Annotated in this window: 21 protein-coding genes and 1 pseudogene; 13 read left to right on the forward strand and 9 right to left on the reverse strand. The window is 44.8% G+C overall.

From position 1 onward, the window contains the following. Window positions 1-40 precede the first annotated feature (40 nt). From DW182_RS12610 to DW182_RS12635, 6 genes are all read left to right on the forward strand, one after another. Complete coding sequence (locus DW182_RS12610) at window positions 41-268, forward strand: cysteine-rich CWC family protein (RefSeq protein WP_118295762.1); 228 nt, start codon at window positions 41-43, stop codon at window positions 266-268. Next, complete coding sequence (accC, locus tag DW182_RS12615) at window positions 265-1,776, forward strand: acetyl-CoA carboxylase biotin carboxylase subunit (protein ID WP_117692564.1); 1,512 nt, start codon at window positions 265-267, stop codon at window positions 1,774-1,776. Before DW182_RS12610 ends, accC begins: the two co-directional genes overlap by 4 nt. 18 nt (window positions 1,777-1,794) lie before the next feature. Beyond that, window positions 1,795-2,310, forward strand: coding sequence for a biotin/lipoyl-containing protein (locus tag DW182_RS12620; RefSeq protein WP_007216217.1), 516 nt, complete (start codon window positions 1,795-1,797; stop codon window positions 2,308-2,310). A gap of 2 nt (window positions 2,311-2,312) precedes the next feature. Continuing rightward, on the forward strand, window positions 2,313-3,845 hold the full coding sequence (locus DW182_RS12625; RefSeq protein ID WP_007216218.1) for an acyl-CoA carboxylase subunit beta: 1,533 nt from the start codon (window positions 2,313-2,315) through the stop codon (window positions 3,843-3,845). A gap of 100 nt (window positions 3,846-3,945) precedes the next feature. Then, on the forward strand, window positions 3,946-5,631 hold the full coding sequence (locus DW182_RS12630) for a putative transporter (RefSeq protein WP_117692562.1): 1,686 nt from the start codon (window positions 3,946-3,948) through the stop codon (window positions 5,629-5,631). A gap of 111 nt (window positions 5,632-5,742) precedes the next feature. Beyond that, the gene (locus DW182_RS12635) at window positions 5,743-6,615 is read left to right on the forward strand and encodes a pyridoxamine kinase (RefSeq protein WP_117692560.1); all 873 of its coding nucleotides are present in this window, start codon (window positions 5,743-5,745) and stop codon (window positions 6,613-6,615) included. A 501-nt stretch (window positions 6,616-7,116) separates the two neighbouring features. Here the strand turns inward: DW182_RS12635 and sucD are convergent. Then, window positions 7,117-7,992, reverse strand: coding sequence for a succinate--CoA ligase subunit alpha (gene sucD, locus DW182_RS12640; RefSeq protein WP_021967332.1), 876 nt, complete (start codon window positions 7,990-7,992; stop codon window positions 7,117-7,119). Further along, window positions 7,989-9,059 carry a succinate--CoA ligase subunit beta gene (locus tag DW182_RS12645; RefSeq protein WP_021967333.1) on the reverse strand — a complete coding sequence of 357 codons (1,071 nt, stop codon included), beginning with the start codon at window positions 9,057-9,059 and terminating at the stop codon, window positions 7,989-7,991. Before DW182_RS12645 ends, sucD begins: the two co-directional genes overlap by 4 nt. A 428-nt stretch (window positions 9,060-9,487) precedes the next feature. Between DW182_RS12645 and DW182_RS12650 the strand changes: the two genes are divergently transcribed. After that, the gene (locus tag DW182_RS12650) at window positions 9,488-9,793 is read left to right on the forward strand and encodes a hypothetical protein (protein WP_117692559.1); all 306 of its coding nucleotides are present in this window, start codon (window positions 9,488-9,490) and stop codon (window positions 9,791-9,793) included. A gap of 569 nt (window positions 9,794-10,362) precedes the next feature. On the opposite strand, the pseudogene eno reads toward DW182_RS12650, so the two are convergent. Further along, window positions 10,363-11,472 (reverse strand): annotated as a pseudogene (gene eno, locus DW182_RS12660) (phosphopyruvate hydratase); the annotation flags it as partial. A 188-nt stretch (window positions 11,473-11,660) separates the two neighbouring features. Between eno and nuoF the strand changes: the two are divergent. The 3 genes from nuoF to nuoE are packed head-to-tail and all read left to right on the forward strand — an operon-like array spanning window position 11,661 to window position 15,852. Then, a complete protein-coding gene (gene nuoF / locus DW182_RS12665) occupies window positions 11,661-13,568 on the forward strand; it encodes an NADH-quinone oxidoreductase subunit NuoF (RefSeq protein ID WP_118295763.1) in 1,908 nt (635 codons plus the stop codon). A 20-nt stretch (window positions 13,569-13,588) separates the two neighbouring features. Continuing rightward, window positions 13,589-15,355: an NADH-dependent [FeFe] hydrogenase, group A6 gene (locus DW182_RS12670; protein WP_118295764.1), complete on the forward strand. Its 1,767-nt coding sequence runs from the start codon at window positions 13,589-13,591 to the stop codon at window positions 15,353-15,355. Window positions 15,356-15,375: 20 nt separating this feature from the next. Continuing rightward, a complete protein-coding gene (nuoE, locus tag DW182_RS12675) occupies window positions 15,376-15,852 on the forward strand; it encodes an NADH-quinone oxidoreductase subunit NuoE (RefSeq protein ID WP_007665079.1) in 477 nt (158 codons plus the stop codon). A 59-nt stretch (window positions 15,853-15,911) separates the two neighbouring features. Here the strand turns inward: nuoE and hydF are convergent, their stop codons facing one another. The 5 genes from hydF to DW182_RS12700 form a co-directional block, all read right to left on the reverse strand. Continuing rightward, window positions 15,912-17,093, reverse strand: a complete 1,182-nt coding sequence (gene hydF, locus DW182_RS12680) for a [FeFe] hydrogenase H-cluster maturation GTPase HydF (RefSeq protein WP_118295765.1) — start codon at window positions 17,091-17,093, stop codon at window positions 15,912-15,914. A gap of 46 nt (window positions 17,094-17,139) precedes the next feature. Next, window positions 17,140-18,558, reverse strand: a complete 1,419-nt coding sequence (gene hydG, locus DW182_RS12685; protein WP_118295766.1) for a [FeFe] hydrogenase H-cluster radical SAM maturase HydG — start codon at window positions 18,556-18,558, stop codon at window positions 17,140-17,142. A 104-nt stretch (window positions 18,559-18,662) separates the two neighbouring features. Next, a complete protein-coding gene (gene hydE, locus DW182_RS12690; protein WP_118295767.1) occupies window positions 18,663-19,703 on the reverse strand; it encodes a [FeFe] hydrogenase H-cluster radical SAM maturase HydE in 1,041 nt (346 codons plus the stop codon). A 61-nt stretch (window positions 19,704-19,764) separates the two neighbouring features. Beyond that, a complete protein-coding gene (locus DW182_RS12695; protein ID WP_118295836.1) occupies window positions 19,765-21,225 on the reverse strand; it encodes a 4Fe-4S dicluster domain-containing protein in 1,461 nt (486 codons plus the stop codon). 63 nt (window positions 21,226-21,288) lie between these two features. After that, on the reverse strand, window positions 21,289-22,284 hold the full coding sequence (locus tag DW182_RS12700) for a quinone-dependent dihydroorotate dehydrogenase (protein WP_118295768.1): 996 nt from the start codon (window positions 22,282-22,284) through the stop codon (window positions 21,289-21,291). 441 nt (window positions 22,285-22,725) lie between these two features. Here DW182_RS12700 and DW182_RS12705 point away from each other — a divergent pair, with 441 nt between their 5' ends. From DW182_RS12705 to DW182_RS12715, 3 genes are all read left to right on the forward strand, one after another. Next, on the forward strand, window positions 22,726-23,700 hold the full coding sequence (locus tag DW182_RS12705; protein ID WP_118295769.1) for an iron-containing alcohol dehydrogenase: 975 nt from the start codon (window positions 22,726-22,728) through the stop codon (window positions 23,698-23,700). Between the two features lie 103 nt (window positions 23,701-23,803). Beyond that, window positions 23,804-24,325: a hypothetical protein gene (locus DW182_RS12710; RefSeq protein WP_025830640.1), complete on the forward strand. Its 522-nt coding sequence runs from the start codon at window positions 23,804-23,806 to the stop codon at window positions 24,323-24,325. A 230-nt stretch (window positions 24,326-24,555) separates the two neighbouring features. Beyond that, window positions 24,556-25,431: a VIT1/CCC1 transporter family protein gene (locus DW182_RS12715; protein WP_117707151.1), complete on the forward strand. Its 876-nt coding sequence runs from the start codon at window positions 24,556-24,558 to the stop codon at window positions 25,429-25,431. 94 nt (window positions 25,432-25,525) lie between these two features. On the opposite strand, the gene DW182_RS12720 is transcribed toward DW182_RS12715, so the two are convergent. Then, the gene (locus DW182_RS12720) at window positions 25,526-25,732 is read right to left on the reverse strand and encodes a hypothetical protein (RefSeq protein WP_369862749.1); all 207 of its coding nucleotides are present in this window, start codon (window positions 25,730-25,732) and stop codon (window positions 25,526-25,528) included. Window positions 25,733-25,734: the final 2 nt, after the last annotated feature.

Here is a 25,734-nt window from a genome sequence, read left to right on the forward strand (position 1 = left end):
ACGAACGTATAATTGTTTTAATTTAATTAATGCGAAAGGGATGCCTATGAAAAAGGTATGTCCGCGTTGTGGTGCAACCTTTGAGTGTATGCACGATCGGATTTTGTCATGCCATTGCGCTACGGTACGACTGAATGAGCAGCAACGTGCTTATTTGCAAAAGAATTATCCGGGCTGTTTATGTCATGACTGTCTGACGGCAGTCAAAGAGGGTATTGTTATGGATGTATGTGATGCACCCCTTTGCGATAAACAAGAAGAACAATGATTAAAAAAGTATTGATTGCCAATAGAGGCGAGATTGCTGTACGTGTAATGCGTTCCTGCAAAGAGATGGGAATACGTACAGTAGCTGTCTATTCGGAAGCGGATCGTGCAGCAAAACACGTCATGTATGCCGATGAAGCCTGTTTGATAGGTCCGGCAGCTTCCAGAGACAGTTATTTGAATATAGAGAATATAATTCGTGCTGCCCGGCAGCATGAAGCGGATGCCATCCATCCCGGATATGGTTTCTTATCTGAAAATGCCGACTTTGCCCGTCGTTGCAAAGAAGAAGGCATTATTTTTATCGGGCCTTCTGCCGAAACAATGGAAGCGATGGGTGATAAAATCTCAGCCCGTAAACACATGATTGCAGCCGGAGTACCGGTAGTTCCCGGTACGGAACAACCCTTGCAGAGTGCCGGGGAGGCTGTGATGATATGTAATAAGATCGGCTATCCCGTGATGCTGAAAGCCTCTATGGGTGGTGGTGGAAAAGGTATGCGACTGATACATAGTGAGGATGAAGTGGTTGAGGCTTACAATACCGCCCGCTCGGAGTCTATGTCTGCTTTTGGTGACGATACGGTATATCTGGAGAAATTTGTGGAGGAACCCCATCATATTGAATTTCAGGTATTGGGTGATAATCATGGCAATGTGATTCATTTATTCGATCGCGAATGTTCTGTTCAGCGTAGAAATCAAAAAATTGTGGAGGAAAGTCCATCTCCCTTCCTCACTCCGGAATTACGCAGAGAGATGGGAGAGAAGGCTGTGGCTGCCGCCAAAGCAGTGAACTATTCGGGTGCAGGTACTATCGAATTTCTGGTGGATAAGCACCGTCATTTCTATTTCCTGGAAATGAACACCCGTTTGCAAGTGGAACATCCCATTACCGAAGAAGTGGTGGGTGTGGACTTAGTGAAAGAACAGATCATGATTGCAGCCGGTTATCCGTTGCATCTTAAACAGGAAGATTTGTTTCAGCGGGGACATGCTATCGAATGTCGTATCTGTGCGGAAGATACAGAGAATAATTTCATGCCGTCTCCGGGAATCATTAAGTTATTGGCTGAACCGAACGGTATCGGTGTCCGAATCGATAGCTATGTTTACGAAGGGTATGAGATTCCTATCTATTATGATCCCATGATCGGAAAACTGATCGTATGGGCCACCAATCGGCAGTATGCCATTGAGCGTATGCGCCGTGTGCTGTATGAGTATAAAATTACCGGATTGAAGACCAATCTTACTTATCTGAAGCGTATCATGCACAACCCCGATTTCGTAAAGGGAGAATACAACACGCTGTTTATCGAGAAAAACACGCGTATGTTGCAGCGTCCTAACAGTAATAATGAAGAAATTGAGAATATTGCCATGATTGCCGCTTATATAGATTACCTGATGAACCTGGAAGAGAATTCTTCCACGCAATCGTCTGATGGTCGTCCTATCAGTCGCTGGCGTGAGTTCGGTTTGCAAAAAGGAGTTTTACGTATTTAAAGAGGGAGGAAGTAGTTAATGGAAATACATATTGGAAACCGCGTTGCCGACGTGACGTTGGTCAGTAAAGAAGATAATAAAGTCCGGTTGAATGTTGATGGAAGAATCTACGATGTGGATATTGCCATGGCAGAAAACGGCAGCTGCTCCATCTTACACGACGGAAATTCTTACAATACGGAAGTCATCCGCGGTGAAGGAGGAAAAAGCTATGATGTGAATTTGTTCTATCGCTCTTATCATGTGGATATAGCAGATACCCAGGTGAAATACTTGCGTATGCGAAAAGGAGGAGAAGAGAGACAGGACGATAAGATTATTGCTCCGATGCCGGGTAAAGTTATGAAGATTCCTGTACAGAAAGGTGACCGTTTGTCGGCGGGAAATATTGTAGTGGTGCTTGAAGCTATGAAAATGCAAAGCAACTATAAGGTCAATTCGGACTGTGTAGTGAGAGAAATCTTGGTGGCGGAAGGTGATTCAGTGAGCAGTAACCAGATTTTAATGACATTGGATATTATAAATGAAGAATAAGTATGGAAAGGACAGAAATATATAATCAGTTTGAAGAACTTAATAAGCGTGCCTCGCAGGGTGGAGGCATTGATAAGATAGAAAAACAACATGCTGCCGGGCGGATGACCGCACGCGAACGCATAGAAGCCTTGCTGGATAAAGGGACATTCAATGAGTTGGACAAGTTTGTAAATCACCGTTGCACCAATTTCGGAATGGAGAAAAAACAGATTCCGGGTGATGGCATGGTGACCGGTTATGGCAAGATTGACGGTCGTCCGGTATTTGTGTACGCCTATGACTTTACGGTGCATGGCGGTTCTTTGAGTGAGACTAATGCGGCGAAAATAGTGAAAGTACAGCAACTGGCACTCAAAAATGGCGCTCCGGTTATTGCTCTGAATGATTCGGGAGGTGCCCGTATTCAGGAAGGTGTCGGCAGTTTGTCAGGATATGCTTCTATTTTCTATCAGAATACGATTGCTTCCGGGGTGATTCCTCAAATCTCAGCTATTCTGGGCCCATGTGCCGGCGGTGCCTGTTATTCACCTGCATTGACGGATTTTATTTTTATGGTGAAAGAGAAAAGCCATATGTTCATCACAGGGCCGGATGTAGTGAAAACGGTTACGCATGAAGAAGTGGACAAGGAAGAGTTGGGTGGAGCCTATGCACATAGCAGTAAGAGTGGCGTTACTCACTTCATGTGTAACACTGAAGAAGAAACCATGCTGGCCATACGCGAATTGCTCAGCTTCCTGCCTTCCAATAATATGGAGGATGCTCCGCTTATTCCTTGTACGGATGATGCCAGACGTCAGGCAGAAGAGCTTCAAACTGTGATTCCGGAAGACCCGAACATTCCTTATGACATTAAGGATATAATAGAGCCGGTTATGGATAACCAATATTTCTTTGAAGTGATGCCCCATTTTGCAAAGAATATTGTGGTTGGCTTCGCCCGTCTGAATGGTCGTTCGGTAGGAGTTGTAGCCAACCAGCCGGCTTATCTGGCTGGTGTGCTGGATATAGACGCTTCCGATAAGGCTGCACGTTTCATCCGTTTTTGCGACTGCTTCAACATTCCGTTGATTACCTTCGAAGATGTACCGGGCTTCCTGCCTGGCGTGACGCAGGAGCATAATGGCATCATTCGTCACGGGGCAAAAATCGTCTATGCTTATGCAGAAGCTACTGTCCCTAAAATTACCCTGATAACCCGTAAGGCTTATGGCGGTGCGTACATTGTGATGTCCAGCAAACAGACAGGGGCAGACATCAATCTGGCCTATCCGCAGGCTGAAATAGCTGTGATGGGAGCCGAAGGTGCTGTGAATATATTATATAGAAATGTTACACCGGAAGAAAAATCCGGTCTGATCCAGGAATATGAATTTAAGTTTTCTAATCCGTATCGGGCTGCCGAGCGTGGTTTTATTGATGAGATTATCATGCCTCGTGATACCCGGTATAAGCTGATTCAGGCGTTAGAAATGACGCATAACAAGAGTCAGAGCAACCCACCTAAAAAGCACGGCAATATGCCACTATGATTTAGTTATGTTTCAATGTGTGCGTCTCCCCGTAGAAGTGATTTCTCCGGGGAGACTTTAAACGGATTATATGAAGATAAAATTATATATGCTTTAAGTTATGGAACTATTGAAGAACCTTTTTGAAGGATACCCTGATCTTTGGGGTGGAGGAGTGGCTCATTCCGTACTGATCCTTTCACTTGTGATAGCATTTGGCATCATGCTGGCTAAAATCAAAGTGGCGGGAGTTTCATTAGGTATCACATGGATACTTTTTGTGGGTATTGTATTCGGGCATTTTGATATGACTCTGAATGAACACTTGCTTCATTTTATGAAAGAGTTCGGTCTGATCTTGTTTGTTTACTCCATAGGGTTGCAAGTGGGACCCGGTTTCTTTTCTGCTTTCAAAAAAGGCGGACTTACCTTGAATCTGTTGGCTATGCTGGTCGTTTTTCTGGGAGTAGTCATCACGATTATATTACATTTTGTCACGGGTACGCCTATCACTACTATGGTCGGTATCCTTTCCGGTGCGGTAACAAATACTCCGGGACTTGGAGCTGCCCAGCAGGCAAACAGTGATTTGAACGGAATAGATGCCCCTGAGATAGCATTGGGATATGCGGTTGCTTATCCGCTGGGTGTAGTCGGTATTATCTTGTCATTGATAGCCTTGAAATATATTTTGCGTATCAATACCAAGACAGAAGAGGCGGAAGCTGAACGTGGACTCGGACACATACAGGAACTCACTGTGCGTCCTATTTCGTTTGAAATCCGTAATGAAGCTATCGACGGGAAAAAGATAAAAGATATACGTCCGCTGATGAACCGTGATTTTGTGATTTCGCGTGTACGGTATCATGACGGGCAAGAAACGGAATTGGCTAATTCAGATACGGTATTGCATCTGAATGATAAAATTTTGGTTATCTCTACCCCTAAAGATATTGAAGCTATTAGCGTCTTCTTCGGTAAGCAGATTGATATGCAATGGGAGCAATTGGATAAGAAACTGATTTCCCGTCGTATCTTGATAACGAAACCTGAACTGAATGGAAAGATGCTTTCCCAATTGAAGATACGTAATAATTTCGGAGCCAGTATTACCCGTGTGAATCGTTCGGGAGTGGACTTGGTTGCTGCTCCGCAATTACAATTACAGATGGGCGACCGTGTTACTATTGTTGGTAGCGAGCTGGCGGTCAGTCATGCGGAAAAAGTATTGGGAAATTCAATGAAACGCTTGGATCATCCTAATCTGATACCTATATTCCTGGGGATAGCGTTAGGATGTATCCTGGGTAGTACGCCTTTCGTATTTCCGGGTATTCCCCAGCCGGTAAAGTTAGGATTGGCGGGTGGACCTCTTATTGTTTCCATTCTGATCAGTCGCTTCGGCCCTCAGTACAAAATGATTACTTATACTACCATGAGTGCCAATCTGATGCTGCGTGAGATAGGAATTTCCCTTTTCCTGGCTTGTGTGGGATTGGGTGCCGGTAAAGGATTTGTGGAAACGGTGATTTATGACGGTGGCTATGTCTGGGTAGGTTATGGTGTTATCATAACTATTGTTCCTTTGCTGATAGCCGGGCTTGTCGGACGATATGTCTTTAAATTGAACTATTATACGTTGATCGGAGTATTGGGTGGCTCAACCACGAATCCGCCCGCGTTGGCGTATTCCAATGATCTGACTTCGTGTGATGCTCCTGCGGTGGGATATGCCACTGTTTATCCGCTTACCATGTTTTTACGTGTGCTTACTGCACAAATACTGATACTTGCATTAGCTTAATTCCTAAACTTTAATTGAATCAAACATTTTCTCTTTTGGCTTGTTGTTTACTCCCCGTAAGATTATCTTTGCGGGGAGTTTTTTATGTGAAAGAAAAATGTAGTAACCAAAATGTATACAAATAAAGTAAAGAGAATAGCTGCCGTTCATGACCTGTCTGGTTTTGGGCGTGTATCCCTTACAGTTGTAATTCCGATTTTGTCTTCCATGGGCTTTCAGGTTTGCCCTTTACCTACGGCTGTGCTCTCCAGTCATACGCAATATCCGGAGTTCTCTATTCTTGACCTGACGGATGAAATGCCTAGAATTATTGCCGAATGGAAAAAGCTGGATGTACAGTTTGATGCTTTCTATACAGGATATCTCGGAGCTCCGCGTCAGGTACAGATTGTTTCGGATTTTATTGATGACTTCCGCCAGCCGGACAGCTTGGTGGTAGTTGACCCCGTATTGGGAGATAACGGACGGCTATACACAAACTTTGATGAATCGATGATCCGGGAGATGCGTCATCTGGCAGCAAAAGCCGATGTGATAACCCCGAATCTGACCGAACTTTTTTATCTGATGGATAAACCTTATAAAGCGGATAATACGGATGAAGAACTGAAATCCTATCTTCGGCTTTTGTCCGATGCCGGACCTCAGGTAGTTATTATTACAAGCGTCCCTGTCCATGGAGAAAGTCACAAGACTTCGGTATATGCCTACAATCGGGTAGGAGATCGTTATTGGAAAATAACCTGTCCCTATCTGCCTGCTCACTATCCGGGAACGGGGGATACCTTTACGAGCGTCATCACCGGAGCCTTATTGCAAGGTGACAGCCTTCCTATTGCCTTGGACCGTGCCACGCAATTTATCCTTCAGGGTATCCGTGCCACTTTTGGCTATGAGTACGATAACCGGGAGGGAATTCTGCTTGAAAAGGTATTGCATAATCTGGATATGCCTATCCAGAGCGCCAGTTATGAGTTGATTTAAAATGTAGTTATGTTACCCGTTGGCGGAATTAATTTCTTTCTTTCGGGATATGAACAAAATGTGATAAGGTGGTAGGGTGATAAAGTGATAGCGGGATAAGCCTCTTTGATATATAGCGCAGCCACTTTATCACCCTATCACCTTACCACATTATCACTCTTTTTTTATTCATTACTTTTCCGATATGAGTTAGATAATGATTCATTGTATATTTCATCAGTTGGTAATTATAGTTACAAAAAACTCGTAAATATCTTCCTTCCCTTCAGCTACTCCTCCGACTCGTTGAGTGAATCTGATTCAGTCAGGGACTGAATGCCTTTCACTCACTGACTGAATACCTTTCAGTCCCTGACTCATTGTACCCCCATCCAGAAGGTATCTGAGGGAGGGTGGGGAAAGTGACAAGACAAGAAAGAAAAGAGGTAAAAATTACACACAAAAAACATAGATTTATTCATTTTTGTACAGAAATGAATAAATTTCGCCAACAGGTTTATGTTATTTGTTTGGAAGTGAATCTTTTAATAAGATGGGAACTTCTGCCGGTTCTTTTGCCACTCGTATACCTGCTGCCGTGAGTGCTGCAATTTTCTCTTCGGCAGAACCGGAATTACCGGAAATGATTGCTCCTGCATGTCCCATTTGCTTTCCCGGAGGCGCTGATTGCCCGGCAATAAAAGCGACAACAGGTTTTGTCACATGCTTCTGTATATACTCTGCCGCCAGTTCTTCTGCATTGCCACCAATCTCACCGATCATGACGATAGCTTCCGTATTCTTATCATTCTGGAACATTTCCAGCAGTTCACGAAAATACAGACCTACCACGGGATCACCTCCCATACCAATAGCAGTGGACTGTCCCATGCCATTGACAGTGAGATGGTAAACGATCTCATAAGTTAAAGTTCCGCTACGGCTGATCACTCCGATATTTCCTTTTTTGAAAACATTGCCGGGAAGAATACCCGCCAGACTTTTCTCCGGTGAAATTAAACCGGGGCAATTGGGACCGATCAGCATTGCTCCCTTTAGTTGGGTGAAGCGGTAAGCCTTGATCACGTCCAGAGTAGGGATGCCTTCGGAGATACAAATAATCAGTTTGATTCCGGCATCTGCAGCTTCCATGATGGCATCTGCCGCATGGTTGGCGGGGACGAATATAATGGAAGCATTGGCCTGCGTTTTCTCTACAGCTTCGTACATGGTGTTGAATACAGGAAGTCCGTCTACAGTACTGCCTCCTTTACCCGGAGAGGTGCCGCCTACTACATGTGTGCCGTATTCTTTCATTTTAGCAGCATGAAAATGTCCGTCCCTGCCCGTAATACCTTGTACCAACAAGCGGGTCGATTTATTGATGAGTATGCTCATAATATTTCTCCTTTCACTGATTTTACTGCCATTAGGGTAGCTTCATTCATGGTTTCCGCTACCTGAAAACGGTTACTGTCTTTTAATAGTTTTCTGCCGATATTCTCATTGGTTCCCGTCAGTCTTACGATGACGGGTATTTCCGTTTGCAGCTGATCAAAAGCCTGTATTAATCCTATCGCTACATCGTCACAACGGGTGATTCCGCCGAATATATTGATGAAAACGGCTTTTACTTTCGAGTCATTCAGTAATAACTTCATGGCTTCAATAACCTTTACAGGGTTTGAACTGCCGCCGATATCCAGAAAGTTGGCCGGTGAACCGCCGTAAAGCTTAATCATATCCATTGTAGTCATTGCCAGTCCGGCTCCGTTTACCATGCAACCTATATTTCCATCCATGCGTACATAGCTGAGTCCTTTTGCATCATCGAATACCATTTTGGCATCGATAGCCAGAAGTATACCTTGGGGTGTCAATACTAACGGATTGATTTCTGCCAGTGAAGCATCACTTTCCATAAAGGCTTTATAGAGATCCTGCAGGATGGAGGTCATGCGCTTAGCCTGCTCCGGTTGTTCAAAAAGTGCGAAGGCAAAACGTTGTGCCAGATATTTGGGGAGTCCAATCAGTGGATCGATAAGATAACGGGTGATTTTTTCCGGTGTTTTCCGGGCTACTTCTTCAATATCCATTCCTCCTGCCGCACTTATGATAAGTACAACTGAACGTGCATTGCGGTCAATGGTAAAGCTGACGTAATATTCAGCTGCAATTTCCACAGCTTCACTGACTAAAATCCGGGTAACGGGAAATCCCTTGATGGTCATATTCAGGATTTCCTGAGCATGTTGTCTTACTAGTTCCTCACTGTTTGCCAACTTTACGCCTCCGGCCTTTCCACGTCCTCCAGTCAGTACCTGAGCCTTGATAGCTACTCGGTCCGTGCTTAATTGCCGGAAAGCTTTGACTGCTTCATCGGGTGTATTACATAACACATGCCGTTCTACCGGAATTTCATATTGGGAGAAAATTTCCTTTGCTTGGTATTCATGTACTTTCATGGATTATGGATTAAAGTTTTTATCTCATCTAAACAAAGAATGGAGCTAAAAAGTTGTTGAATAAGTGATTAAGGAGATAAATAAGAGATAAAGAGGTAATGAACTACCAGGAGTTTTACCTCCCGATAGTTTTGATAATAATTTCCTGCTCTCATAGTCTATTAAAAAAGCTCCCGTTTTTTTTGAACGGTATGGTGAGGATATAGAAAGAAGAGTCGCTATCCATTCGGATCGTGGCTTTTTTGTTTGTGGACAGATTTCCACATAATTGTGGAAAAAATACTCAAAATAGGAAAATACTTTTATATATTGTTTGTTCAAATGGCTGATATATAGCTAAATATGACTTAAGTAACAGCTTTGGCATGCGTCTTGTATTATATTATGTGAGAGCAAACAATAAATGTTTAACTTAAACAATTTGAATTATGAAAAAGTTATTTTTAGCAGTAGCATTGGTAATGGGATTGGGTACTTCAGTAGCATTTGCTGACAACATGGTATCAGATGTTGAAATCGCAACGATGATCAACGAGTTTAAACCGATTGATGTGAAGGAACTCCCACAGGCAGTTCAGGATGCCATTAAAGAAAATTACTCGGAAGCAACTATCAAAGAAGCAGCTGTTGAAGTTGCTGAGGATGGAACTAAGACTTACAAGGTAACATTGGTGGATGTAGCCGGTACAGAGAACCCTGTTCTTTTCAATGAAAAAGGAGAGGTTCAGAAATAAGTATACGCAATAAAAAAGGTGCCTACGCAAGCACCTTTTTTATTATGTTTTTGATGTAATAGAAGTTAAGTATAATGATCTATAGAAAAGAAAAATAGAAAAAGATTGTTTATTAATGAAGAGTTTGTACCTTCGTAGTAAGATAAAGAATAAGACATTATGGGGAACTTGAAAAGGAATATAAAAACAGCAAAATCTTAAAGAAGAATGTTGTAAATCTGAATGAGATATCAGGAACTTTTTCTAAAGAAGAAAAAGAAAAATTGATGTCTGGTAACGGATTTGTCAAAGTTCCTACAGAAGAACTGAAACGCCTTCGTGTTGATGTATATCCAGAAGTCAATCCGATAACTACTTTTCTAAAATATAAATTACTTTATACTTTTAAATCTCCAAAATCTCACCAGTGGTACTGGGTGTGGGTAGAAGTTTATCAATGTGATTTTTATGCTGTAAAATTTCACCTTAAAGCCCATCGGAATAGCCTTAATAAGTATAGCTTGATGACGGGATTGGGAATATCAATCCACATTCTTCATTTGCTTTTATGACTTATTCATTACAAAGCATTATTTTATTCTTTTGTAGCCATATACTGGAAGTCCGTTTAGTTCTTCTTCGATGCGCAACAGTTGGTTGTACTTAGCCATGCGATCGGAGCGGCTTAACGAACCGGTCTTGATCTGCCCGCTGTTGGTTGCTACAGCGATGTCGGCAATAGTGGCGTCTTCCGTTTCACCGGAGCGGTGGGAAGTAACCGTGGTATAGCCGTGACGGTGAGCCATTTCGATAGCATCCAGCGTTTCGCTGAGCGAGCCGATCTGGTTGACTTTAATGAGGATAGAATTGGCACAGCCCATAGCAATGCCTTTGGCAAGGAACTCTACGTTTGTTACAAACAAGTCGTCTCCTACCAGCTGGCAACGATCGCCGATACGTTCGGTCAGCTTCTTCCAGCCGTCCCAGTCGTTTTCGCTCATTCCGTCCTCAATAGAGTCAATCGGGTATTTATTAATCAAATATTCCATGTAATCAATCTGCTCATCTGCAGTACGCTTCTTACCTTTTTCACCTTCGAAGATAGTGTAGTCGTACACTCCATTCTTATAGAATTCAGAGGATGCACAGTCCATACCGATTTTTACATCTTTACCCGGTTCGTAGCCTGCTGCTTTGATAGCTGCCATGATGGAATCCAGTGCATCTTCAGTACCGTCCAATGCAGGGGCAAAACCTCCTTCATCTCCTACGGCAGTGCTCAGGCCGCGGTCGTGTAATACTTTCTTCAAGGCGTGGAATACTTCAGTACCCATGCGCAGGCCTTCACGGAAAGAAGGTGCACCTACAGGGCGGATCATGAATTCCTGAAAAGCAATGGGAGCATCGCTATGTGAACCACCGTTGATGATATTCATCATGGGGACAGGCATAACGTAAGTATTTACTCCACCAATATATCTGTATAAAGGTATGTCGAGGTAATTTGCAGCAGCCTTGGCTACAGCCAGAGAAACGCCCAGAATGGCATTGGCACCCAATTTTGATTTAGTAGGAGTACCGTCCAGTTCCAGCATCTTCTTGTCAATGGCACGTTGTTCCAATGCCGACCAGCCGATGAGGGCCGGAGAGATGACAGTATTTACGTTTTCTACGGCTTTCAAAGTTCCTTTACCACCAAATGAGGAGATGGGACAATACCTATAAATAGTGAATATCCTTTTCGTGAATACTTATATATTGTTATCTGTGAATTATGTCATATTGTAATCTATAGGCTTGTATTTTCCCTCCTGTAATCTTTGTTGCTTTCCTTTTGTAATCTCAAGTCTTTTTGTATCTTTGTTCCCGACCCCAAATCTATTACAAAATGAAAGTACTAACTATCCATGATCTGAAAATTATCAAGAAAAGGGCAGAAGGCACGCTCTTGTTACGCGAAGAAAGCAATGAGACGGTTGCGACGCAATGCTGTGGGTTGGCATTGGGAACCGAGCATCTGCAAATTCTGATTTGTGGTGGTACAGGTTGCAAGGCATCCGACAGCCACATTATTGCTGAACGTCTTCAGCAAGCACTCGAGAGAAATAATATTGCCGACAAGGTGGACTTTATCACTACCGGCTGTTTCGGCTTTTGTGAAAAGGGACCTATCGTAAAGATTATCCCTGATAACACTTTCTATACCCAGGTGGTTCCTGATGATGCCGACGAGATAGTCAGAGAGCATATTATCGGGGGACGAAAGATAGAACGGCTGCTCTACATCGATCCGAAGACGGAGAAGACCGTCAGTGACTCCAAGCACATGGATTTCTATCGGAAGCAGATGCGCATCGCTTTGCGTAACTGTGGTTTCATCGATCCCGAAAACATTGAGGAATATATTGCACTGGATGGCTATATGGCGTTGGCAGATAGTCTGCTCCATAAGAAGCCGGAGGAAGTGATTGACGTGATAAAACGTTCCGGACTTCGCGGACGCGGCGGCGGCGGTTTCCCCACAGGGAAGAAGTGGGAGTTTGCCCATAAGCAACAGGCTGATATGAAATATGTGGTGTGTAATGCCGATGAAGGAGACCCCGGTGCCTTTATGGACCGCTCCATCATGGAAGGTGATCCGCACTCCATTGTTGAGGCAATGGCAGTTTGCGGTTATTCCATTGGTTCTCCGAAAGGATTGGTATATATCCGGGCAGAATATCCGTTGGCCATACAAAGATTGAAAATAGCTATTGCCCAGGCACGTGAATACGGGCTGCTGGGAAAGAATATATTCGGTACGGATTTCAGTTTTGATATTGAGATACGTTACGGTGCGGGAGCATTCGTATGCGGTGAGGAAACTGCCCTGATCCACTCTATGGAAGGAAAGCGCGGTGAACCTACTTTGAAACCTCCTTTCCCTGCCGAAGCCGGTTATCTGGGCAAGCCGACCAATGTGAACAATGTGGAGACGCTTGCCAATATTCCTATCATTCTGACGAAAGGTGCGGAATGGTTCGCGTCTATCGGTACGGAACGTTCGAAAGGGACAAAAGTATTTGCCTTGGCCGGTAAGATTAATAACGTCGGCTTGATAGAAGTGCCAATGGGTACGACACTGCGTGAGGTGATTTATGAAATTGGCGGTGGCATTAAGGGAGGAAAGAAATTCAAGGCGGTGCAGACGGGTGGACCTTCGGGGGGATGCCTGACAGAAAAGCACCTGGATACACCGATTGACTTTGACAACTTGCTGGCGGAAGGCTCGATGATGGGCTCCGGTGGTATGATTGTAATGGATGAAGATGATTGTATGGTTTCTGTGTCACGCTTCTATCTTGATTTTACGGTGGAAGAATCATGCGGAAAATGTACGCCCTGCCGTATTGGTAACAAGCGTCTGCTGGAACTGCTGAACAAGATAACCGAAGGACGGGGCACGATGAAAGATCTGGATGCACTCTCTACATTGGGAAAGGTGATAAAGGATACCGCCTTGTGCGGGCTGGGACAGACTTCACCCAATCCGGTACTGTCTACGCTCAATAACTTTTATGATGAATACGTGGAGCATGTGAGGGATAAAACTTGCCGGGCGAAGCAGTGCAAATCATTACTGACTTATACTATTAATCCGGAATTGTGCATTGGTTGCCATCTTTGCTTTAAACATTGTCCGGCGGATGCCATTCTGGGTGATGTGCGCAAACCGCATGTCATCAATCCGGACAAGTGCATTAAGTGCGGCATGTGCATGGCACGCTGTAAATTCAAAGCAATCAATGTAGTTTAAGGGAACTAAACTGAAAGAAAATGGAAGAAAAACAAATAACCCTGCAAATAGACCGCCATTATATTACCGTGCCCGAAGGTTCGACTATCCTGGAAGCCGCACGGAAAATCGGTATAGATATACCCACCCTTTGTCATATTGATTTGAAGGGCACTTGCGTTAAGAATAATCCGGCCTCGTGCCGCATCTGTGTCGTGGAGGTGGAAGGACGTCGTAATCCGGCTCCCGCCTGCGCTACCCGTTGTACAGAAGGAATGGTAGTACGTACCAGTACCCTGCGTGTGATGAATGCCCGCAAGGTGGTAGCTGAACTGATACTTTCGGATCATCCGAATGATTGTCTTACCTGTCCGAAGTGCGGCGACTGTGAGTTGCAGACTTTGGCGCTGCGTTTCAATATCCGGCGGATGCCTTATAATGGTGGGGAGCTTTCGCCTCGTAAGCGTGAAGTCACTTCGTCCATTGTGCGGAATATGGATAAGTGTATATTCTGCCGCCGTTGCGAGAGTGTATGCAATGAAGTACAGACAGTAGGCGCCTTGGGAGCCATTCGCCGTGGTTTCAATACTACGATTGCTCCGGCTTTCGATAAGATGATGAGTGACAGTGAATGTACTTATTGCGGACAATGTGTAGCTGTTTGTCCGGTAGGGGCATTGACGGAACGCGATCATACTAACCGCCTGTTGCTGGATCTGGAAAATCCGGATAAGGTAGTTATTGTACAGACAGCTCCGGCTGTTCGTGCGGCTCTGGGAGAAGAGTTCGGACTGCCTGCCGGGACGTTAGTAACGGGAAAGATGGTGTACGCCCTTCGTGAATTGGGTTTTGATTATGTATTTGATACAGACTTTGCAGCAGACCTTACCATCATGGAAGAAGGTGCCGAGATATTGAACCGCCTGACACGTTATATGAATGGGGATAAATCTGTTCGCCTGCCTATCCTGACTTCCTGTTGTCCGGCATGGGTGAATTTCTTTGAACATCATTTCCCCGATATGCTTGATATTCCTTCTACGGCACGCTCGCCGCAGCAGATGTTCGGTAGCATTGCCAAAACATTCTGGGCGGAGAAGATGGGTATTCCGCGTGAAAAGCTGGTAGTGGTATCTATTATGCCTTGTCTGGCGAAGAAGTATGAGTGCGACCGCAATGAGTTTAAGACAGATGGCAGTCCGGACGTGGATTATTCTATTTCCACCCGTGAGCTGGCACGACTTATCAGACGTGCTAACATAGGTTTTACGCTACTGACGGATAAGGAATTTGATCATCCGATGGGAGCTTCAACGGGTGCCGGTGTCATCTTCGGAACAACCGGTGGTGTGATGGAAGCGGCATTGCGTTCGGTTTATGAGATTTATACCGGGCGGACATTGGAGAATGTAAACTTTGAGCAGGTGCGTGGTCTGGCCGGTGTGCGCCGTGCGACGATTGATCTGGATGGTTTTGAACTGAAGGTGGGTATTGCCCATGGTCTGGGTAATGCACGCCATCTGCTGGAAGATATTCGCCACGGGCGGAATGAGTATCATGTGATTGAGATTATGGCATGCCCGGGTGGCTGTATCGGTGGTGGCGGACAACCGCTGCATCATGGCAACTCGGAAGTGCTGTATGCACGTGCCAATGCACTGTACCGGGAAGATGCACAGAAGCCTTTGCGCAAGTCGCATGAGAATCCGTACATCAAGACATTGTACGAGGAATATCTGGGCAAACCGCTGAGTGAGACTGCGGAACGGTTGCTGCATACGCATTATTTCAATAAGGCGATTGATTAACTTATTAAAACGGAGAAACTATGTCAGATATTAAATTAGCCTGTGACGTTGCTGAACAAGTGCGTGCTATTTGTGACAAGCATGGCAACCAGCCGGGCGAACTAATTAATATACTTCATGAAGCGCAGCATTTGCACGGCTATCTGCCGGAAGAGATGCAGCGCCTGATTGCTGCAAAGCTGAATGTTCCGGTATCGCGTGTGTATGGTGTGGTAACATTCTATACATTCTTTACGATGACTCCTAAAGGTAAACATCCTATTTCGGTGTGTATGGGAACGGCGTGCTACGTACGTGGTTCGGAGAAATTGCTTGAGGAATTCAAGCGCGTGCTGGGTATCGAAGTAGGGGAGACTACACCGGACGGGAAGTTTTCACTCGATTGCCTGCGTTGTGTAGGAGCGTGCGGGTTGGCACCGGTGGTGATGATTGGGGAGAAGGTGTATGGAAGGTTACAGGCGGTGGATGTGAAGAAAGTACTGGAGGAGTTGGAATAGTAACTTCCCGGAAAAAGGAGTGTGTTCTCCGGGCAAATAATCATTCGCCCGGAGAACATTTAATAACTGATCTTATCAAGTATTCCACTTAAATGTGCAATTGCTATTCCATAATTTGTCATCGGCACTTTCTGTGTTTTTGCCTGCCCGATGCGGCTCAGTACATATTTGCGGTTGAACATGCAGGCACCGCAATGGATAATCAGATTGTATCCGGATAAATCCTCAGGGAAATCATTTCCCGAAACGATATCTATCTTTAATCTTTCGCCGATTCTTTTCCGCAACAGGCGGGGGAGTTTTACTCTTCCTATGTCTTCTGTCAGTGGGGCATGCGTGCAGGCTTCGGCTATCAGTACATGTGATTGCTCTGTGAGGCTGTCGATGGCGGCGGCGCTTTCCACGTAATAATGTATATCTCCTTTGTAGCCGGCAAAGAGTACGGAGAAAGAGGTGAGACGGCTTTCTGCCGGTTTCTGTTGATAGACAGTCTGAAATACTTGTGAGTCTGTAATAATCAGTTGGGGCGGAGAGGCGAGCGCACGTAATGTATCTCCCAATTTATCGGTGGTGCAACTCATGACCAGACATTTCCGGTCCAGTAATTCGCGGATAGTCTGCACTTGGGGGAGAATCAGACGTCCTTTAGGGGCCTGAATATCTTGTGGCATGACTAATAATACCACATCTCCTTCCTTTACCAGATTCCCGGTGATGGTTTGTTCCCCGAAATCAGCAGGGAGCTTCTCCAGGATAGCGCGATGGATTTCGCGGATGCCGGTACCACTTTGAGCACTTACAATGACGGGATGTTCTCCGTAAACTTTTTCAATCTGTGCAGCCCGGGGTCCAATGTCGGGGCGAATATCGGATTTATTCAAGATGAGCACTATGGGGATATTCCGCTCTTTCAGGCGTTTTATCCATGCTTGTTCTTCTTCATCTCCATTTTCGCAAAGGAACAAGGCGATGTCTGTTTTCTCTATGATTTTCAGGGTACGTTCCACGCGCATTTCTCCCAATTCACCTTCGTCATCAAATCCCGGAGTGTCTATGAATAGGCAGGGGCCGAAAGGATGAATTTCCATCGCTTTCGTAACCGGATCCGTAGTTGTGCCGGGAGTGGGGGAGACGAGGACAGTATCTTGCCCCGTCAATGCGTTGACAAGGCTGGATTTACCACTGTTCCTCCGTCCGAAGAGAGCGATTTGCAGGCGGTTGGCATTGGGAGTCTGGTTCATAGGGTTTTAATTTGTTTATGTATGAACTGAATACATCAACTTCTTCTTAGAATCTGAAATTTCTTTTTCCGTTTTCTATCTCGTACAGATTTCTCATCGCTATCTCCTTAATCTTTGGATTAGAAATGCGCTCCATCTCTTCGTGAATGAGGCGGATACCCTTTTCCCGCGTTTCGGGTGAGGCATAATCTTCCAGATATTCTTTTAATGTCATTAGTGCATTGGGCTGGCAGCAGTTGGCTATCTGCCCTCGTTTGACAAGAGACATGAAACGGTCACCTGTCCGTCCTTCACGATAACAAGCCGTACAGAAACTGGGGATATGTCCCAGGTCAAGCAACCAGCCTACCACTTCATCCAGCGTGCGACGGTCGCTGATATCAAATTGAGCCGAGTTCTCCTCTTCTGTTTCCGGCACGGCATACCCGCCTACGCTGGTGCGCGAACCACCACTGATTTGTGAAATACCTAATTCCAACACCTTGCGCCGTACTGCTTCCGATTCACGGGTGGAAATAATCATTCCGGTGTAAGGTACTGCAATGCGGATTACCGCAACGAGGCGGCAGAACATTTCATCAGAAATGGCATTGGGGAAATCTTTCGTCTCAATATCGTCGGCAGGGCAAATGCGCGGTATGCTGATGGTATGCGGACCTACGCCAAACGTAGCTTCCAGATGTTCGGCATGCATCAATAATCCTACGAAATCGTACCGATAGGTATTCAGCCCGAACAATACACCTATACCTACATCGTCGATACCACCTTCCATGGCACGGTCCATAGCTTCGGTGTGATAGGAATACTTGCTTTTAGGGCCTGTGGGATGCAAGGTCTCATAATTCCCCTTGTGATAGGTTTCCTGGAAAAGAATGTAAGTGCCGATACCTGCATCTCTCAGCCGACGGTAATTCTCTACCGTTGTAGCGGCAATATTCACGTTTACCCGCCGGATAGCACCATTCTTATGGCGGATGCCATAGATGGTCCGGATGGATTCCAGAATATAATCGATGGGGTTGCGTAGCGGGTCTTCGCCGGCTTCTAGGGCCAGACGTTTATGTCCCATGTCCTGCAAGGCAATGACTTCTTGACGTATCTCTTCCTGTGACAGTTTCTTGCGTGCTATCGTATGGTTTTTGGCATGATAAGGGCAATAGACACAACCGTTTACGCAGTAGTTGGAAAGGTATAGCGGTGCGAACATCACGATGCGGTTGCCATAGAATTTTTGTTTGATTTCCCGTGCCAGATGGAAGATACGTTCCGTCAGGTCGGGCTGGTTGCACTCCAATAGCAAGGCAGCTTCGCGGTGGGACAGACCTTTGCACAAGGCAGCCTTTTCAATCAGGCTTTCTATGAGTACGCGGTTGTTTTTATTGGAAAGGGCATAGTCCAGCGTATCCAGAATTTCCTGATGATCGATGAACTCTTCCGCTTGTTTTGATTTAACATTATACATGTTTTTAGTGATTAACGGTTAGTGATAAGTGATTAGTTGTTAGTGATAAGTGATTAGTCGTTAGCTCTTTATTCTGCAGCCGGCTAATCACTAATCATTTATCATTAACCACTATTATAGTCGCCTCTTTCTTTCGATATTCGGTAGCCTATAGCTGCCAACTTCTCTTCTAATTGCTGTAATCCTTCTGCGGCTTCGGCACCAAGAGAAGCTTTGTTGTCATAAAGTGTATATTTCTCCCGTTGGTTGCGGGGGGAAAGGTTGGGCATTACCACGTTGGCTCCTGCCAGTATGCCGCGTTCTCTTCCGTCCGGGGAGAGGGTGGCCAATGCTGTTGTTGAAGGCAGCAACACTCCGGGATGCATCAGGCGGAAGATGGAAAGGAGTTTTAAGGTCATTTCCATACTCCCCGGAGGGGCAGTGGCGAACGAAGTGTCGTGATGCGGGATGAACGGACCGATACCTATCATCTCCGGATGGAATTGTTCTATAAAAAGAATATCTTCCACCAGATGGTCTACACTCTGTCCGGGGCTACCTACCATGATTCCCGTCCCGGTTTGATAACCGATTTCTTTTAACCACATCAGGCATTGCAGCCGTTGTTTTATGGACATACCGGACGGATGCAGGTGGCGGTAATGCTCTTCATTGTGCGTTTCGTGCCGCAATAAATACCGGTTGGCTCCTGCCCGGAAAAAGCGCTCGTAAGCCTCACGGGATTTCTCGCCTAACGACAAGGTTATGGCACAATCCGGAAATTCCTGCCGGATGGAAGAGATTGTTTCAACCATCCCGTCATCCTTTGCAGCCGGTGTTTCGCCACCTTGCAATACAAAGGTGCGAAAACCGAGTGTATATCCTTCACGACAACAATCCAGAATATCCTCCTGCGTCAGCTCGTAGCGTGCAACATTTTGATTCTCTTTCCGTATGCCACAATAGTAGCAATTATTGCGGCAGCGGTTACTTATCTCAATCAGCCCGCGAATAAATACCCGATTACCAAACTGTCCGAGTGCTACCTCCCGTGCCTGTTCTTGCAGGTATATCAGGGCATCGACATCCCTGCAAAGCAGCAGAGCTTTGTATTCTTCTGCATCCAGATGGTGCTCCTGCAGGAGTTTAGCAATCAAAGTTTTCATTCTATCAAAGTTAATAAGCTACTAACTATTCACTACTTACTACTAACTACTTACTACTTATCTAATAAGTCTTTTCCTGCTTCGCCAATTCCTGTACAAACTGACGCTTACCGGCTGCAATTTCATTGTGCGTACAAGGTCCTGTGATACATCCGCCTTCGCATGCCATCACTTCAATGAACTGTCCCGGAGCCTTTCCCGATTTGGCATAAGCACGCAGAGAACCGATAGTCTTTTTATCCAGGTTAGCTACTTGAATGGCATTAATTTTGTCTGCTTCCTCTTTCAGATAAGCCTTTACAGCCCCCATTACACCACCTGCCTGTGCAAATCCGTGTGCTTCGCGTACGGATGCGAACGACATGCTATAAGGGTGTGCCTGTTCCAACTGGATGTTCAGTCCGTCCAATACAGATGCTACTTCTTCGAAAGTCATGACAAAATCCACAGCATCATCCCATTGTGCTTCTTTTCGTTTGGCTACACAAGGACCGATGAACACCACTTTCGCATCCGGATGTTTCTCTTTCGCAATACGCGCGGAGTAGTACATAGGCGATCCGGTGCTCGATACGTAGGGTTTCATTCCCGGCACATGCTTGTTCACCAGCTCAATGTATGACGGGCAACAGGAAGTAGTCATAAACTTCTGTCCTTCTTCCAGCTTCTCTATCAATTCATGTGCCTCGTTGCTGACCGTATCCATAGCTCCCTGAGCCACTTCGATGACATCAGTGAATCCTACAGCTTTGAGTGCGCCATATACCTGCTCAATAGTGGTCTTGAATTGTCCCAGAATAGACGGTGCTACAATGGCTACTACTTTTTCTCCTTTGCGTATCTTGTGCAGGACGTCGAATACCTGAGAAACCTCGAAAATAGCTCCGAACGGACAAGCGTTGAGACACTTTCCGCAATAGATACATTTGCTTTCGTCGATGTGTTCGATACCTTTCTTATCCTTGCTGATGGCTTTCACCGGACAAGCTTCTTCGCAGGGCACGGGGATATAGACGATTGCATGATACGGACAACTCTTGTGGCAAATACCGCAACTGATGCATTCATCGTGGTCTATCCATGCCTGTCCGCTTTCTTTCACGTGGACAGCCTTTTTGGGGCAGTTGGTCTGGCAACTGCGGGCGGTGCAACCACGGCAAAGGTTGGTGATTTCGTAATTGATCTGTACACAAGCCGAACATGCTTCGTCAATCACGCATAGGATGTTATCTTTCGGTTTCCCATTTTCGGCTCTGTCCAGTGCATGCGCTGCGTACTCTGACAATGGGGTTAATTCGTCTTGTTCATCTTCCATATCCAAGCCAAGTAGCGGTAGCGATTTGTATTTCCATACGGCACGCTCTTTATGTACACAGCAACGCCCGGCATGCTTTGATCTTCTCGGACTCAGTTCGATGGGAAGACGGTCTATTTTTTCTACAAGTTCGTTGTCTCTCCACAATTTTACCAGTTCTGTCAGCAATCTGTGGCGGACAATCATAATGTTGTTGGTAAATGCCATAATATTTATATCGGAATTAGTTAGTTGGTAATTACCGTGCAAAGATAACGATTGTTTCTTATTCTAATGGATAGCTTTAATCATATTCTTAACAATTGCCGGCCCTTCGTAGATGAAAGCGGAATAAATCTGTATCAGATTCGCTCCGGCTGCCAGCATTTGCCTGGCATCTTCGGGACTCATCACACCGCCTGTCCCTATAATCAGCATACCTTTCTCACTGTGGGTGCGAAGATATTTTACGACTTCGAGTGATTTCTTTCCGATACCTTTTCCACTTACTCCACCCGCACCGATAGCTTCTAACCGGGCGGTTGTATAGGGGGATAGATTTGAGCGGTCCATTGTGGGGCCGGTGGCTATCACTCCTTGCAGTCTGTAGGTCTGTATACAATTAAGCACTGTATCCATTCCTTCGGGAGTAATATCGGCAGGTACTTTCAGGAGTATGGGACGATAAATCTTCTGTTTACTCCGGAAGGCGGTGAGCGTTTCCAGAACCTTATGCATCAAAGTCACCTCTATGGAACCCCAATTCAGTGTGAAATAGTCCGCCAGACTATACAGGCCGGCATATAGTCTTAAGAAATCGTTCACGGCTTCTTCTTTTTCTGATTGGGGATTCTTATTGATATTGATACCGAGCAAATATGCATCGGTTTTGTTTTCTAAGTTACGTTTCACAATGTCTAATCCGGGGTTATTAAATCCTGTCCTTGAAATCAGTGAAGCAGCTTTCGGCAGACGGAAAATGCGCGGCTTTGGATTGCCTGGCTGACCATCTGGTGTCACGGTTCCTACTTCGATAAAGCCAAATCCGAAATCGGCAAGTTCGTTGAAAACTTCGGCGCCCTTATCAAATCCGGCAGAAAGACCGATCCGGTTTTTAAAGACGAGCTGGTTCCAGACCAATTGCTTATCCGTAGCTTTGTAATAGTGGCGTACCCAGGAGCGAACGAACGGCAAGCGACCATAGCACTGCAAAGCGGACAATAGGAGAGAGTGTACTCTCTCAGGGCTCAACAAAAAAAGTAACGGACGAATAATTTGCTTATACATGATATATTCTGTTTAATTCGTTACAAAACTATGCCATTCTGCCCGGATAACCTATTCATACTCTTTTATCAGACATAAAGAAAAGTTATATTCTGAATGGATAGGAATAGGGAACGAGCATGAATGGATACAAGTTTTGTAAATTGCCCATATATTTAAGTAAGAGAGAGTGTATATAATAAATTCGATATAGATTCGGTACATACTCGGTATAAACTCGGTACAAATTCGGTTAAATAGCCTATTTTACAGGAAAGAACCGAATTTGCTAAAAGTAATTATCAAATATATATAGAAGAATATAAGGGATAAAGAGGAAATTGCCATGCAGGATTAAAGAAGTGTGAATAATTCCTTTGGCAGGTTATAACTTCTATAAACTTTGTATCTTTGATATTCGTGTTTTATCTTTGTATAATAACCAAGCAATCATATCGAACAATGAGAGACTTTATTTATTATGCTCCCACGGAAGTTGTATTTGGAGTAGCTTCGGAAGAGAAAACAGGGAAACTGGTGAAACAATGCGGTGGGACGAATGTTCTGGTACATTATGGCGGACAGAGTGCTGAGCGCTCCGGTTTACTCGGCAAGATTTGTCGGGCGTTGGAGGCGGAAGCTTGTCTTCCGGTGGCTGCCATACTGACGATTCCTGCGGCAGGTAGTGAAATGAGTAACAGCACTGTAATCACCAACGAGGATGGTGACTTGAAGAAAGGGTACTCCAATGACTTATGCCGTTGCAAGTTTGCGGTGATGAATCCGGAACGTACTTTTACACTGCCCAACTATCAGACAGCATGCGGCGTGACGGACATTATGATGCACACGATGGAGCGTTACTTCTCTCACGATGACGACATGACCGTGACGGACGCTGTGGCCGAGGGTATTCTTCGTACCGTGAAAGACAGTGCTTTTGAAGTGCTGAAAGCTCCGGAAAATTATGCTCATCGTGCACAGATTATGTGGGCCGGCAGTTTGGCACACAATGACCTGACGGGATGCGGAACTACCGGAGACTGGGCTACACACCAACTTGAACATGAATTGAGTGCTCTCTTCGATGTGGCTCATGGTGCAGGTCTGGCGGCTCTTTGGGGAAGTTGGGCGCGATATGTTTATAAGGAAAATGTGACACGCTTCGCACAGTTTGCCGTAAATGTGATGGGAGTGACGAATGATTTTAAATCGGCTGAACATACAGCTTTGGCGGGTATTGAAGCCATGGAGAATTTCTATCGTGCTATCGGGATGCCTGTCAGCATTTGTCAGTTGATAGGGCGGCAGGCTACGGATGACGAAATCAGAATGATGGCGGATAAGTGCAGTTCCGGCGGAAAGGGAACGACAGGAAATTTGAAGATATTGTATCGTGAAGATATGGAAAACATCTATCGGATGGCAAATAGATAATATTTTCGCAGCACTTATTGTTTTTCAAATGAATTTTCGTTATCTTTAGGGGCATATATCAAATTGGGGGTAATAAAAAAGTCCTGACCCACAGGCAAAGAACATGAGAATACATTTTGAAATTAAAGAAAAACTGCCTGAAATTATTGAAGAAATCTTGCATGGTGAAAGATGGATTACTTCTGTAAAGGAAGATATTTCAGGTCGGAAACTGGTTGTCATTCGCGATCCGAGCTATGCCTCGGAAGCGACAGTAGAAATCTATGCTCGTGAAATAACTATCAAAACAGCATGGTCCAACTATACCTATCGTTTGTTTGTTCTGGGCAATAATGTCTGGTGTGAGTATAATGGGGCGTATCGCGGACTCTTGGAACAGAACTTATTACCATCCATCACTCCTAAAGAGAGTCTGTTGGAATCTGAAGTACTATCCAGCTCTTTGTATGGTCAGGAGAAAAGGAAACTGAGGGAATATGCTGAAGACAATCTAAAATTGAAAAAGTTCCGGCGTGAGAACTTTAATGAAGACCGTACGGGGGTAGCTCCGTTCGACCATCCTAAAAGGGTGTATGATGAGTTCATTAAAGAAGATTACGTGGTTCCGTCGTCTAAAGAAGAGTAGGGTGGCGATATGATTAGCAGGGTCAGTTTAGACCCTGCTGTCATGATTGTGGAGCGGGAGATGAAAAGCTTTCGCACCGACCAACTTTCCTTATTCTAAAATAACTGTATCTTTATTGTCTTCTGATTCTTTTCGAGAAAAAACTGATGTCCTCATGAAAACAATTATGGGTTTGATTGTTGTATAACATCGATTATTCATAATTTTGCGTTTACTTAATTAATAGAAAAATGAGACAGGAAACAGAAGAGTTACTGAAGAAGATAATTGGCTTCCAGCGGGAAGAAATCACATCGTGTATCATATACAAGAAGCTGGCAACTATTGAAAAAGATCCGGAAAACCGGAAAATTCTGCAACGTATTTCAGAAGATGAAAGCAGGCACTATGCTACGTTACGCAGTTACACCCATCGGGAGGTTACTTCCAATCGTTGGGAAATCTTTTTCTATGTATGGCTGGTACGCCTGTTAGGCATTACATTCGCTGTCCGGCGGTTGGAGCTGGGAGAGAAAGAAACAACGAGTGTCTATTCTCAGTATCCTGATATGGAACATTTTGCTGAGATGGCGCAAGACGAACAGCATCATGAAGAAAAACTCATAGGAATGATTAGCGAGGAACGATTGGAATATATGGGGTCGGTGGTGCTTGGTCTGAATGATGCATTAGTGGAATTTACGGGAGCTTTGGCAGGTTTTACGTTGGCATTGAATGATACGAAACTGATAGCTTTGACCGGAAGTATTACGGGAATTGCAGCAGCACTTTCTATGGCTTCTTCCGAGTATCTTTCTACAAAATCGGAAAAGACACGAAACAAGCGTCCGGTTAAGGCGGCTATTTATACTGGTATTGCTTATATCATTACTGTGGTAGCTTTGGTGGGGCCGTTCATTCTTTTGTCGAGCCCTGTCATGGCGTTATGCATTATGCTTCTGATGGCATTGCTCATCATTGCTTTCTTCAATTATTATTATGCCATAGCCCGGAACGAGAGCTTCAAACGCCGCTTTTCGGAAATGGCAATACTGAGTTTCTCAGTGGCCGGAATAAGTTTTCTGATAGGCTATTTATTGAAGACGGTGACGGGGATAGAAGCTTAAAGAAAGGTTCTCGTCGTATGATTATAAAAAAATCCCTGAGGTGTTAAACTTCAGGGATTTTCTGTTATAGTCAATTGATGAAAATAAACTGAAACTATATTTTCGAACTGTGCAGCTTCTTATAAAGCTCTACACGTTCGGCTATTTCAGCCTGAGATAGATGAGCCGGAAGCTCAATCGTTGTCCGTGGAGTGATTGCTACAAGGATTACTTCTCCCACTTTTTTCTTGTGCTCTTTGATAGCATTCTCTGTTAATTGATTGGAAGACCCTGTCTCTGGTCGGATAATACTCTTTTTCATCA

Source organism: Bacteroides sp. AM16-24 (assembly GCF_003471885.1).
Taxonomy (GTDB): domain Bacteria; phylum Bacteroidota; class Bacteroidia; order Bacteroidales; family Bacteroidaceae; genus Bacteroides.